This window comes from Peribacillus sp. P4_C12, assembly GCF_056402095.1.
In genome coordinates this window covers 20,130-33,247 of the sequence record NZ_JBFUIB010000025.1, presented here as the reverse complement: position 1 = coordinate 33,247, position 13,118 = coordinate 20,130, and the positions used below count along the sequence as shown (strand labels likewise).

Annotated in this window: 12 protein-coding genes; 10 read left to right on the top strand and 2 right to left on the bottom strand. The window is 39.2% G+C overall.

Features of this window, described 5'->3' with window-relative positions; translation table 11 throughout:
* Positions 1 to 2,292, top strand: a 2,292-nt coding sequence (locus AC1DUW_RS07385; protein WP_477642275.1) for a CDP-glycerol glycerophosphotransferase family protein, incomplete at its 5' end; no start/stop codon positions are given.
* 55 nt (positions 2,293 to 2,347) lie between these two features.
* On the opposite strand, the gene AC1DUW_RS07380 is transcribed toward AC1DUW_RS07385, so the two are convergent.
* Positions 2,348 to 3,364 (bottom strand): LCP family protein, encoded by a 1,017-nt coding sequence (locus AC1DUW_RS07380; RefSeq protein ID WP_477642274.1) that lies wholly within the window; start codon positions 3,362 to 3,364, stop codon positions 2,348 to 2,350.
* 171 nt (positions 3,365 to 3,535) lie between these two features.
* Positions 3,536 to 4,171, bottom strand: coding sequence for a YigZ family protein (locus AC1DUW_RS07375; protein ID WP_053348553.1), 636 nt, complete (start codon positions 4,169 to 4,171; stop codon positions 3,536 to 3,538).
* 627 nt (positions 4,172 to 4,798) lie between these two features.
* Here AC1DUW_RS07375 and AC1DUW_RS07370 point away from each other — a divergent pair.
* From AC1DUW_RS07370 to flgK, 9 genes are all read left to right on the top strand, one after another.
* Positions 4,799 to 5,941, top strand: a complete 1,143-nt coding sequence (locus AC1DUW_RS07370) for a sensor histidine kinase (RefSeq protein ID WP_053348554.1) — start codon at positions 4,799 to 4,801, stop codon at positions 5,939 to 5,941.
* 46 nt (positions 5,942 to 5,987) lie between these two features.
* Positions 5,988 to 6,671 (top strand): response regulator, encoded by a 684-nt coding sequence (locus AC1DUW_RS07365; RefSeq protein WP_477642273.1) that lies wholly within the window; start codon positions 5,988 to 5,990, stop codon positions 6,669 to 6,671.
* A 220-nt stretch (positions 6,672 to 6,891) separates the two neighbouring features.
* Complete coding sequence (locus AC1DUW_RS07360; RefSeq protein ID WP_053348556.1) at positions 6,892 to 7,734, top strand: DegV family protein; 843 nt, start codon at positions 6,892 to 6,894, stop codon at positions 7,732 to 7,734.
* 193 nt (positions 7,735 to 7,927) lie between these two features.
* Positions 7,928 to 9,259, top strand: coding sequence for an ATP-dependent helicase ComFA (locus tag AC1DUW_RS07355; RefSeq protein WP_477642272.1), 1,332 nt, complete (start codon positions 7,928 to 7,930; stop codon positions 9,257 to 9,259).
* Entirely contained in the window at positions 9,252 to 9,944 is a 693-nt protein-coding gene (locus AC1DUW_RS07350) for a ComF family protein (protein WP_053348557.1), read from the top strand. Before AC1DUW_RS07355 ends, AC1DUW_RS07350 begins: the two co-directional genes overlap by 8 nt.
* A gap of 100 nt (positions 9,945 to 10,044) precedes the next feature.
* Positions 10,045 to 10,338 carry a hypothetical protein gene (locus AC1DUW_RS07345; RefSeq protein WP_477642271.1) on the top strand — a complete coding sequence of 98 codons (294 nt, stop codon included), beginning with the start codon at positions 10,045 to 10,047 and terminating at the stop codon, positions 10,336 to 10,338.
* A gap of 362 nt (positions 10,339 to 10,700) precedes the next feature.
* Positions 10,701 to 10,964 carry a flagellar biosynthesis anti-sigma factor FlgM gene (flgM, locus tag AC1DUW_RS07340; RefSeq protein WP_053348559.1) on the top strand — a complete coding sequence of 88 codons (264 nt, stop codon included), beginning with the start codon at positions 10,701 to 10,703 and terminating at the stop codon, positions 10,962 to 10,964.
* A 75-nt stretch (positions 10,965 to 11,039) separates the two neighbouring features.
* Entirely contained in the window at positions 11,040 to 11,528 is a 489-nt protein-coding gene (locus AC1DUW_RS07335; protein ID WP_053348560.1) for a flagellar protein FlgN, read from the top strand.
* Positions 11,529 to 11,558: 30 nt separating this feature from the next.
* A complete protein-coding gene (gene flgK / locus AC1DUW_RS07330) occupies positions 11,559 to 13,118 on the top strand; it encodes a flagellar hook-associated protein FlgK (protein ID WP_477642270.1) in 1,560 nt (519 codons plus the stop codon).

The window sequence follows — 13,118 nt, the reverse complement described above, 5'->3', positions numbered from 1 at the left end:
GTGAAGATATCCCCATCTACTTTAATCGTAGATGGGGATATCTTCACAGCGAAAATCGATACAGAGGTGTATCCTATTTTCCCAAAAGGAAAGTGGGAACTATCCATCATGGTTGTCCACGAAAATGATGAGTATTTTTATCCTTGCTATGTTAAAGATTTACGTGAAAAGAATGAGATATTTGAATTCCATGTTCCGCGGTATAAGGATGCTGTCCGAGTTAAAGTGGAGTCAAGTAATGGAAAGGTCTCAGCAAAGACGTCTCTAATCCATCTTGTAGCACATAGCGTTTCAGCTGATTTCGGCGAGGATGAGGTGAAATTATCACTAGGGTTTCCCCTACCTCCATTGATGGAACTATTAAATGGGAAGGAAGACGAGCTGTATATCCGGTTAAGAGAAAGGGATTCGAATGAATTCATTAATATCCCTGTCGAATTATCCAAGGATAACAATATTGCGTTCATACATGCTTCTGTTGATTACAAGCAGTTCCTGACAGGTTCACTTGAATGGTCTAAAAAATGGGATGGATATCTCAGCAGTAAAGTGAAAGAATCGTCTTTTTTTAATATTCGCATCAAGGTGAATGAGGATGAGACGGTAGTAGATTTGGAAGGACAATACAAAACCCACCATATAGATGAATATTATTTTGGAGAATTCCATACGACTATATATAGTAATCTTTCCTTTAAGTTTGCCAAAATGCCTTTTTACCGGGATGCTTCTTCTTATCATATAGAAAATAATGACCTCGTTATACAGGGGAATGCACTTTTTGAAATCCCGAATAGTAAGGAAACGTTTGATATGAACATTCTCCTTGTGAATCGGACGTCTGAAGAATCGACTGAACTGCCGATAGAGTTGATTGGCACTGAAGATCCAGATAATAATGGGTTTATAACCAGGATTCCGATTCCGGAATTAGGAAAGCTGATTACCGAATTCAAGGAAATCATTGATGTATTCTTTATCTTGAAAGGTGACAATTTTTACCGAAAAGTTAAGCTTGGTTTAAAAGAGTTTGATTACTTCAAAGATGATGTATTGCTAAGCTTTGAAGGAACGATGAATGATGACAAAGTGGCTGAGTATCATTTAACGACTACTCCTAAAGGAAACTTGAAAGTGGAGAGCTTTATCTATGAAAAGGATATATACAACGAGATTCAAGATTTCAAATTGAAGGAAACGGACGATGACATCTGGATTGTCGGGGAACGACCTGATACAGCTCAAGATAATGGGTATCAATTCTTTAGATTTGTGAGAGACAATTATCCTGATATTGAAATTTATTATGCTATTGACCCGAAAGCAAGAGATAAGGAACGGCTGGATAAATTAGATCATGTTCTTGATATCGGAAGCCGTAAGCATATTGAAAAAAGCTTAAGGGCTTCAAAGTTAATTGGGACACATGACCTTGAGTATTTCCTACCTTTTAAAGGAATAAAGGTGAAGAATTATCAAAAGGCACATAAGGTATTTCTTCAGCATGGTGTATTGGGCAGAAAGAACGTGGAGTACCATAAAGTCTTTTATAAATATCCATTTGATCTATTTATTGTTTCTTCCAAACATGAAAAGAAAATGGTTGAAAAAGAATTTGGTTACTTAGATGATGAAGTTGTTGTGACGGGGTTGGCTCGGTTTGATAAGCTGCAGGAAAATCATCATCCTAAAAGGGAAATACTCTTGATTCCGACATGGCGTGAATGGATCACCAATGAAGAGAAGTTGTTGAATTCCTTATATTATGAAAAATATATAGGCTTTTTACAATCCGATAAATTGCAAGGGATGCTGGAAGAATATGATTTAAAGCTTAATTTCTATCCACATTATCGGATGCAGGAATATATGGCTGAAAACGTGAAATTTCGTACTTCGAGGATTGAATTGGTTGAATTGGGAACAAGGACCGTGCAGGATTTATTGAAGGATAACAGTATAATGATTACGGATTTCTCTTCGGTTTCATTCGACTTTACCTTACTGGGAAAACCGGTTATCTATTATCATTTTGATCAAGATGTATTCTTTGCGAATGGTATTTTAAGGCCGATAGAAGAGACTTTCCTAGGAGACATTGTTTATACCGAGGATGACTTGTTTATTAAGCTAGAAGAGGTCATTAGACAAGGAATGAAGGAACGGAATGATGTAGCATTAAGGAAAGAGTTAATTTTCACTTACATTGATACCAATAATAATGAAAGAATCTTGAAAAATATTATGGAAGCACCAATTAAAAGGGTAGAGAGTCAACTACCTGGTGAGTAAAAGGAAACCCCACTTCATCTCTAAGGATGAGTGGGGGGTTCTTTTTTTCTAAATGTTATTGTGATTGAACGGCTTCAGTTTGATTAGAGACTTCTTTAGGACCCAGATTTAAGTGGGATTGAAGTAGTAGCTTAGTATTTGCTACTGATGTTTCGTTCAATTGATAGTAATAGGTTCCGCTAATTGTGGAATCTTGACCTTCAAGTTTAACAGTTTCGAGATCCAGACCGTTGTCAGATGTTACATATTTTATGAAACCTTTAATTTGTGAGAATTGGAGATTCGTTGTCATATTCTCGCCAACAGCTTCCATAACTCCTGTATACTTCGTTAATGCTCCAACAGAGGTTGCCTTGGTCATGATGGCTTTCAGAACTTCCTGTTGTCGCTCACCACGTTGGATATCACTGTCCTTTTTACGAGTCCGTGCAAAGGCTAATGCTTCTTCACCATTAACAGTTTGTAATCCTTCTTCGAGATGAATGGCATTCTTCTTGTCATGCGAATCCATTTCGTTCATTTCATAAGGTACATCAACTTCAATTCCATCTAATGAGTCCACCACGTCGATGAAAGCATTAAAGTTCATCCGGACATAATAATCAACAGGGATATCGAATAATTCTTCCACAGTATCCATTGTTGCTTTTGGTCCACCAGCTGCATGAGCTGAGTTGATTTTCGTCGTTACGCCCTTGGCTGGCACGTACACATAGGAGTCACGTGGAATGCTTAATAGTTTAATAGATTTTTGATCTTTGTTGAATGTAGCCAGCATTAAAGCATCCGAGCGTGAATTTCCTTTATAGTTGCGTTCATCGCTGTCATCAATCCCTATGAAAAGAATTGAGAAATTATCCTTGAGTGGGTCAACCGTTTCACTCCGCTTGGCTGAGGCCTCGACAGGATCGTAAGAATCATTAAATACATTTTGGGCTTTCATATATAGAGTTGCAGCATACGTAGAAGCTCCTAGACCAAGTACCAACAGGGGGACTAGAAATAACCAAAGCCTCTTTCGCCTTTTTTTCTTTGTTTTTTTAATTTTATAAACACGCCTAGTATTAGACATCTTTTTCTTCTCCTTTTAAATAGCAGACATAAATCGCCATTTTTCGAATCCTTCAGTATATATTTCGTCATATATTAATACTAATTTTACAATGATTTAATAATTTCGTAAAATAAATATTTCTTTTCAATTATATTACAGCAAAAAAAAGGAAAAATATGCAGGAGAAAATTAAACGAGAGCCTGTTCTAAATAAATCATTTCGCCCTCAGTGATACGACCTTGACCGTTTGTCAGCTCTGTCATCCAGTTGGTATATGCCTGTTTTTGGGCTTCCTCTACATATACCAGAAGATTGACTTGTTCAAGGTATTGAATTTCCTTTATTTGATAAATCGATGATCGTAATTCGTTTTCCAATTTTCCGAGCCAGGTATAGTCGACATTTGTTGAAATTACGCGCATTAATTTTCTATTAACTACACCCGTGGTATTAATTCCTTCTGAAGTCGCTTTACTATAAGCACGAATCAGGCCGCCTGCACCAAGTTTGATGCCGCCAAAATATCGTGTAACCACAACAGCCGTATCTTTTAGGTCTTTTTTCTTAAGAACCTCAAGAATAGGGACGCCTGCCGTACCGCTTGGCTCTCCATCATCAAGGGCTTTTTGAATTTGATTTTGTTCTCCAATCATATAGGCTGAACAATTATGAGTAGCATCTTTATGCTTTTTCTTAATTTCTTGAATAAAGGCCTGGGCTACTTCTTCTGATTCCACTCGGGCGATGTGGGCAATAAATCGAGATTTCTCAATCACGATTTCATGTTCACCACGTCCTTTTACCGTTAAATAATGAGGGAGCATTACTATTCCACCTTCGCTCTCGCTATTAGTTGATTCATTATAAGGCTTTGCGCAAAAAGTGGCAATGAAGATTATTTTTTATTCCGTATAGTGTAAAGAAACTTTAATATAAGAAAAAGTTGTACGTGTTATAATTAATTCTACTGCCAGCTAATGTTTATTAGATGGTCATATATGCTTAAAAGAATATCATTGTAGGAAAAACAATGAGTTTTGTACCATAAACCTGGCTTGTCCATATCGTGTCAGCTCATTTCAAGGATTTTGCCATTTAATAAATGTATCTGTTTCGTATAATAATCAATGGAGTGGAATATTCCATTTGATTGATAAGGATAATTCGAATTAGGATAATAGAAACAACCTTTTAATAGGTGGTCTAACGTGATATCCATAAAAGCTAGGAATATGAAATGTATACTAAATATGTATATTTTGTGAAAATCCTACAATGAAATTGACGTATTTTTCTTCTTTTTTTGGTACAATATGTTCATGAAGGTTACTTCATTGCAAGTTTCCTGATAATTAACCATTCATGAAAAAGGAAAAAGAGCTTTTTTCCATATACATAGTCTATAAGACAACAAATTGTTTAAGTCTGTTGATTTAAGTGGAGGGATCTTAATGTCCATAAAAAAGGTTGATGCTAAAGCATTGGACAAGATCTTAGAAACAATGGTATGCACTGTTAGTGAAAGTAAGGATGAAGTCTTTGATATTGGAGAGCAATGTCGCAAAGACTTTGAGTCATTAACAAAAGAGCTTGATGATGTGAAAATCAGAGTTGCCATTGTGATAACCGACAGCGATGCACTGGATTCAAAAGCCAGATTTGCTCGAAAAAGGCTTTCCGAAGTCAGTATGCACTTCAACCATTTTTCTGAAGAACAGGTTCGCGATGCTTATGAGAGGGCACATAAGCTGCAAGTCGATTTACAAATAAATCGCCAGTTAGAGAAAGAGCTTCGTAATCGACGGGATGAACTTGAGCTTAGATTAAGGGGATTACAGCAGACGATTGATAAAGCTGTACATCTCGTCTCGCAAATCTCTGTTGTACAAAACTATTTGACACAGGACTTGAAATTTGTGGGAGAAGCTCTACAAGAAGCGAAACGTAAGCAGGACTTCGGCTTGAAAATAATAGAAGCTCAGGAGCAGGAACGTAAAAAACTCTCACGGGAAATCCATGATGGCCCCGCGCAAATGCTTGCTAATGTCATGATGCGTTCGGATTTGATAGAACGTGTACAACGAGAGAGAGGTCCTGATGAAGCTCTTGTGGAAATCCGTAGCTTAAAAGTCATGGTACGGAATGCGTTATATGAAGTGCGTAGAATCATCTATGATCTGCGCCCTATGGCCCTTGACGATCTAGGCCTTGTTCCTACCCTCAGAAAGTATCTACAAACGACCGAAGACTATAATACTGGTGTGCATTTGAATTTCGTTAACCTCGGCCAGGTCAAAAGGCTTCCCTCTGATATGGAGGTTGCTTTATTTAGGCTGGTCCAAGAGGCTGTACAGAATTCACTGAAACATGCAGAGCCAAAGCAAGTTCAAGTTAAACTTTCCATTTCTAAAGAGATGGTTACGGTTGTCGTCAAAGATGATGGAAAAGGGTTTGATTCTTCCATTCAAAAAGAGGGTTCTTTTGGCTTAGTAGGCATGAGGGAAAGAGTCGAACTGCTTGAAGGTGAAATGACGATTGATTCACAACCAGGGTCAGGCACTTTGGTGTTTATACAAATTCCCTATCATTTATAAATTTTAGAGAATAGGCATTTAAATAGAAATTAGGAGGAAGAAGCCGTTGAAGACTAGTATCATCATTATAGATGACCATCAGCTTTTCCGTGAAGGTGTTAAGCGTATATTAGATTTTGAATCATCCTTTGATGTTGTTGCCGAAGGCGATGACGGAAGCGAGGCTATGGATCTTGTTGAAACACACAAACCAGATGTTGTTATCATGGATATCAACATGCCGAATATGAACGGTGTCGAAGCGACTAAAATGCTTATAAACCGTTACCCTGAAACGAAAGTCATCATTTTATCGATTCATGATGATGAAAACTATGTACAGCATGCATTGAAAACAGGAGCACAAGGTTACCTGTTGAAAGAAATGGACGCAGATGCGCTAATTGATGCTGTTCGTGTAGTCGCAGAAGGTRGCTCATACCTTCATCCAAAGGTGACACATAATTTAGTCAAAGAATATCGCCGTTTAGCTGCTGAAGAGGGTGCTGATCGTGATTCAGTACATGCTGTAGAGATCAGAAGACCGCTTCACCTATTGACTCGACGCGAGTGTGAAGTTCTTCAACTTTTAGCAGACGGAAAAAGCAACCGTGCCATCGGCGAAACTTTATATATCAGTGAAAAAACAGTAAAAAACCATGTGAGTAACATTCTTCAAAAAATGAATGTAAACGACCGTACCCAAGCTGTTGTTTTAGCTATTAAAAACGGMTGGGTAGAAGTGAAATAATTTTAACTTATGATAAGTCCGGCTCTTCAGTTTTCGCAATGCGTACTGAAGAGCCGGACTTTTTTTGTCAAATGCCGAACTCGGCATAAATCTATTCACCTACTTAATTTTTACATATTTATGGTAAAAAAAAGAGAAGCTACTTAATGCAAGTTAAGGCATTTTCAGATAGAATGGTGTATAAGATATTTAGAGTAATTTTATAAGGATGGTACTCACTATGAAAACCGCAGTCGTAACAGATAGCACTGCATATATACCTAAGGATATGCGTGATCGTTTACATATACATATGATGCCGCTTAATGTCATTTTTTCCAACGAAGCCTACCGGGAAGAAATCGATATTGCTGCAGATGAGTTTTATGAAGAAGTAAAAAGGCAAGCGAAGCTACCGACCACGTCACAACCGCCAATCGGTCAGTTTGTTGAGAAGTTTGAAGAGCTGCAAAAAGAATATGATGATGTTATTTCAATTCATTTATCGAGTGGTATCAGTGGTACGTATCAAGGTGCGGTTTCAGCAGGTGAAATGGTAGAGGGAGTTCAGGTCCACGCCTTTGATTCTGAAATCAGCTGTAGAGTCCAGGGATTTTATGTTCTCGAAGCGGCTCAGATGGCACTTGACGGCAAGGACGCAGAAGAGATTATGGCCAGGCTCGAAGAAATGAAACTTTCCGTCCGGGCATATTTCATGGCAGATGACTTATCCCATCTGCAGCGTGGGGGGCGGCTAAGCAGTGCCCAGGCCTTGATAGGGAGTTTGCTACAAGTAAAGCCTGTTCTCCATTTTGTTGACAAAGTCATTGTCCCGTTCGAAAAAATCCGTACTAGAAAAAAGGCGATGAAACGGATTGCTGATTTACTTGGAGAAGACGCGGCAAACGGTGAAAACTATAAAGCGGTCATTATTCATGCTAAGCGTGAAGCTGAAGCTAAAGACTGGAAAACGGAACTTGAAGCGCGTTTCCCAAATGTCGAGTTTGACATCAGCTACTTCGGTCCTGTGATCGGAACGCATCTGGGCGAAGGCTCGATGGGGATGGGCTGGTATAAAGTATAAACAGAGGAACGTCTTTCCTTGAAAAGGAGGAGGCGTTTTTTTATGGATGTAAGAGGGATTCTAATGTGAAAAGCGAATTCTATTTACGAGTGTAAAATTCTATTCTAAGAAAGAAGGTTATAGTTTGGAAACTACGATTAGTTCTCCCCCTTTTTCCCCAGAACTTCAGAATCACCTCACAGGAAGGTTGTTATTGGCCTCCGAAATTCCTTTTTCCCCGGCAATCATTTCCGACCAAATAAAGCACGGCTATGTCTCTGTGACTTCCGGCGTGAAATGCGTGAATGGTCAGTACAATTGTGTACGATGCGGTAACCAAAATTCTGCTTTGTTTTATACGTTTCCGTGTAAGATTTGCAATCAAGATTGTACTTACTGCCGGGCCTGTATCATGATGGGGCGGGTCAGTGAATGTGCAAAATTATACGGCTGGATTGGTCCTGATTTGAAGTTTGCGGTTCCTGACAAAGTAATGAGCTGGGATGGAACTCTAACTCCAGGTCAGCAAACGGCCTCGGACTGTGTCGTTGAGGCTGTAAAAAGAAAAGGTGAATTACTGGTTTGGGCCGTATGCGGAGCTGGTAAAACGGAAGTCCTATTTGCTGGCATTGAGGCGGGCTTGCTTGCCGGAAAACGAATCTGTATGGCAACACCTCGGACCGATGTCGTTCTCGAACTGTCACCCCGGTTAAAAAGAGCCTTTCCAGCCATTGAGGTATCCTCTCTGTATGGAGGCAGCGAAGACCGAAGCAAAGCTTCGCCGCTAACCGTTTCCACCACACATCAGCTTTTTCGTTTTTCTGAAGCCTTCGATGTAGTCATCATTGATGAAGTCGATGCGTTTCCCTACTCTATTGATGATTCTCTACATTATGCGGTTAATAAATCCAAAAAGCCCTCTGCTACAACTATCTACTTAACTGCCACTCCTTCTAAACAGATGCAACGATCTTACCGTAGCGGGAAACTGCAAGCCGTGACAATCCCTGCCCGTTACCATCATAAGCCGATCCCTGTTCCTGAAATGAAATGGAGCGGCAATTGGCAAAAACAATATCTCCAAAAAAAGATTCCTCCTGTGATTGCCAGTTGGGTAAGCGAACGTCTTCAGCAGAAGATTCCTCTATTATTATTTTTTCCGAGCATTCAAGTGATGGAACAGGTAATTCCGTTGTTTCAAACACTATCCCCTAAATTGGAGACCGTTCACTCACAGCACCCTGAACGAAAAGAAAGAGTACAGGCATTACGGAATGGCGAGGTCCCTGGATTATTGACCACGACGATTTTAGAACGCGGGGTGACAATTGAACGACTAGATGTAGCCGTGATTGGTGCTGAACATGAGGTCTTTTCTGAGAGTGCTCTCGTTCAGATTGCTGGCCGCGTCGGCAGAAGCTTTACGTATCCTACGGGAACTATCACTTTTTTTCATTACGGAAAAAGCAAAGCTATGGTCGAGGCGATCTACCATATACAAATGATGAATAAAGAGGCCTGGAAAAGAGGACTGCTGGATGGCTAGATGCTTATTTTGTGTAGAAGAAATGAAAGTAGTATTGACGTGGAGAAGTCTATTACTAAAGAAAGAGGCAATGACAATCTGTGAAAGATGTGAAGGGAAACTTAAAAAGTTAGCAGGTGAGACATGCTCGATTTGCTCTCGAGAGCTTGATAAGAATTACCGCATCGAGGATCTTTGTTTGGATTGTGTGAGATGGGAAAAAGATAAGAAATGGAGCGGGTATTTGTCCATAAACATATCGCTTTTTCATTATAATGAATTCCTGAAAGACATGATTGCGAAATATAAGTACCGAGGAGATTATGCACTGGCTGAGGCCTTCGTTCCATTTTTAAAAGACAAACTAAAAGACATGAATTTTGACTTGGTAACGTTCATTCCTCTTAGTAATGAACGTCTGATGGAGAGGGGTTTCAATCAGGCACAGGCTTTGACAGATCTGCTAGGCCTTAACACGGTTGAGCTATTAACGCGCCTTCATACGGAAAAACAATCGAAAAAGTCACGGGAGGAGCGGATATCATTGCCACAAGTTTTTCAGGTCACCAAACCGGATTTATTAAAGCAAAAATCAATCTTAATCGTGGATGACATTTACACAACAGGCTCAACACTCCGGCATGCGGCTAAGGCTTTGAAAACTGCTGGTGCCACAGAAGTTTCATCAATCACTCTGGCTAGGTAAAACCGAATATTTTTTATAAACCTTCTAAAGTATCGGTGTTAATATTCGATATATACAGTACTGAAGAACAATCATTGTGATAGTAAAGGAGGGGTCCTCAATGGATTTGTTCAACTGTCAAAACTGTAATTCGTTATTTGTTAAAACAAAATTTCGTAATGTTTGCGATGCTTGCTATAAAGAAGAAGAAGCTAAATTTGATGAAGTGTATGCCTACATTCGCAAGAAAAGTAATCGAACGGCGTTAATGATGCAAGTGGTTGAGGCCACAGGTGTGGAAGAAGATTTGATTATTAAATTTGTAAAAACAGGAAAACTGAGAATTTCCCAATTTCCTAACCTAGGCATTCCTTGTGAAATGCGGGACCAACATTCAAAGTGGGAGATTATGTAGCAAATGCAGCGATTCCCTTCGCTCTGAATTGCAGACTTTTGAAGATGAAGAAAAGTGCCTAACTAAAATACAAGAACGAAATAAAAAAAATACGTATTATATTAAAGATAATCACGAAGGATAATCCTTGGCTTCCTGATTGGTATTTTGTTAGAATATTCGGTATTGAGAACAAAATTCGACAATGGTTGTCGAAGGAAAGATTACAGGAAACCATAAAAAAAAATAAGTCCTTGTCGATAATAATGATAGGGAGAATAATCACAGCCAAGAGTCATTCTTATGGTCTGTAAAGGAATCGAAATATGAGGTCATATACAAGATTAGATAAAGAAAATCGGCCGAAGGGGAGGATCTGGAATATGAAAATCAATAACGTCGGTATGACAGGGATTAACCCGTATAATCTTCAAGCCAATAAAGCGGGAAATGTTAAAGAATCTAAGGGCAATGCCTCAGATAAAGTTGAAATTTCTTCAGCGGCAAAAGAAATGCAGCAATTATCTCCAATTCCTGCTGCAAGACAAGCAAAAGTGGACGAACTGAAAATCCAAGTGGAAAATGGAAATTATAAATTGAATTCACAGGCGACAGCAAAAGGCCTTATTGATTTTTATCGAAAATAAATTATTAATAAACGTTTGATTATGTGAACGGAAATATATTTCACCCATCATCCATGAGCAGAGGAGGGAGCAAGAATGTCTGCACGAAACATCATCGAATCGCTTGAAAAATTGATCAAGCTTCATAGAAGCTTCAATCAATTAGCCTTAAGAAAAACAACCATTTTAAAAGCTAGCGACACTGAGGCAATTACCGCTCTGCTGATCGAAGAACAAAAGCATATTAAAGCAATCAGTCAAACGGATAAAGAAAGAGAAGCAGCAGTCGAGGGATTTTTTACAGCAAAAGGAGCAGTGAGACAGACTGCTTCCATCGACACCGTAATGGAATTAACAGAACCAATTGAAACGGCTGCACTAAAACGACTAAAAAAAGAGCTAATCGATGAAGTAGCTAAGCTGAAAGAGCGGAACATTTTAAATCAGCAATTAATCTACCAGTCACTTCAATTCATTAATGTCTCTTTAGATATGCTGAGACCGCAAAGCCAGGATATGAACTACGGGAAGTCCGTTAAAAAGCCAACAAAAAGCGGTATAGGCATATTTGATTCGAAAGCATAAGAAACAGAAAAGAGATGGAGGTTTGAGCAAATGATTTCAACCTTTATGGGGCTTGAAACAGCTAAACGTGGATTATCGACCTCACAAGGAGCCTTGTATACTACAGGAAATAACGTTGCCAATGCCAATACATTAGGATATTCAAGGCAGCGTGTTAACTTGGTACAGACATCTGGGTTTCCTACCGTCGGATTAAACAGCCCTCGTATAGCAGGTCAACTCGGGACAGGGGTGGCTGCAGAAACTGTACAGCGAATCCGAGACAGCTTTTTGGACTCACAATACAGGACTCAAAGTAATAAAATCGGTTTTTACGGGGCGATGAGCGAATCATTGTCTAAAATGGAAGGCATCATGAATGAACCAACCGACAGCGGGTTAGCTGCAATGATGGAAAAATTCCGGAATTCTCTGCAGGGGTTAACGGCCAACACGGAAAACTCAGGGGCTCGTGAGGTTGTTGCCTCAACAGGCGTTATGGTCGCGGATACCCTTAACTACTACTACAATTCGCTAAAAAGCGTTCAAACGGATATCGGAAATCAAATTAACGTTAAAGCGAACGAAATCAATCTGCTTATTAGCAGTATTGATCAACTTAACCAGCAAATTAGTAAAGTAGAGCCGCATGGGATTATCCCGAATGAACTTTACGATAAACGTGATTTACTTGTAGACAGCCTCTCTCAGCTTGTTAGTATAAACGTAAAAAACGTCATTCCAACTGATTATGGCAAAGCTAGTGATGTAGCAACAGGACTATACAATATTGAACTAATGCAAGAAGACGGTTCTTCTTATGTGCCACCTATCAATCTAGTAAGTGTTAACCAAACTGGAATGCTTGGAACTTCAAAAGTTGAAGTTAGCTATGATAAATCGACAGGTATGGTAGATGGAGTGAAATTTGGTTCGAAAACATTAACGGAGTACAAGTCTTCAGGAGAGCTATCCGGGTTGATTAACAGTTTTGGCTATAAAAAGAGTGATGGTACAATCGGAGGAACCTATCCTGATATGCTGCAGAAGCTGGATAATATGGCAACGGCTTTTGTGAATGAGTTTAATGCTATTCATAAGCAGGGGTATGCGTTAGGAGCTAGTGAAACATCAACATTAAACTTTTTTGAAATTGAACCAGGTAAGAGTGCTGCTGAAAGCATCAAGGTGAATAGTGAGATATTGAAGGACCCTTCATTAATCGCCGCAGGTGGTAATAGTGGAGGAGCTTCTGGGGATAATGAAAATGCTAAACTCTTAGCTGATTTGAAAAAGAAAGCTTTTAGTGATTACTCAACTAAAGACCAAAATTCTAAGGAGTTAACTGGGACCTTTGACACCTATTATTCCGGGATTATTGGGAAATTGGGTGTTGATTCACAAAGTGCTCAAAAGAATCTTTCCAACTCTGTAGTGCTTGCTACATCCGTTAACCAAAATAGAGACTCTGTCAGTTCTGTATCCTTAGATGAAGAGATGACAGATATGATTAGGTTCCAGCAAGCTTACAATGCTTCTGCAAGAATGATGACGATGATGGATGAAATGCTCGATAAAATCATTAACKGAATGGGTACGGTAGGCCGATAA

Bases quoted from the DNA above. Each gene is read 5' to 3' on its own strand.
- AC1DUW_RS07380 (WP_477642274.1), bottom strand. From the start codon at position 3,364: ATGTCTAATACTAGGCGTGTTTATAAAATTAAAAAAACAAAGAAAAAA.
- AC1DUW_RS07375 (WP_053348553.1), bottom strand. From the start codon at position 4,171: ATGCTCCCTCATTATTTAACGGTAAAAGGACGTGGTGAACATGAAATC.
- AC1DUW_RS07370 (WP_053348554.1), top strand. From the start codon at position 4,799: ATGTCCATAAAAAAGGTTGATGCTAAAGCATTGGACAAGATCTTAGAA.
- AC1DUW_RS07360 (WP_053348556.1), top strand. From the start codon at position 6,892: ATGAAAACCGCAGTCGTAACAGATAGCACTGCATATATACCTAAGGAT.
- AC1DUW_RS07350 (WP_053348557.1), top strand. From the start codon at position 9,252: ATGGCTAGATGCTTATTTTGTGTAGAAGAAATGAAAGTAGTATTGACG.
- AC1DUW_RS07345 (WP_477642271.1), top strand. From the start codon at position 10,045: ATGGATTTGTTCAACTGTCAAAACTGTAATTCGTTATTTGTTAAAACA.
- flgM (WP_053348559.1), top strand. From the start codon at position 10,701: ATGAAAATCAATAACGTCGGTATGACAGGGATTAACCCGTATAATCTT.
- AC1DUW_RS07335 (WP_053348560.1), top strand. From the start codon at position 11,040: ATGTCTGCACGAAACATCATCGAATCGCTTGAAAAATTGATCAAGCTT.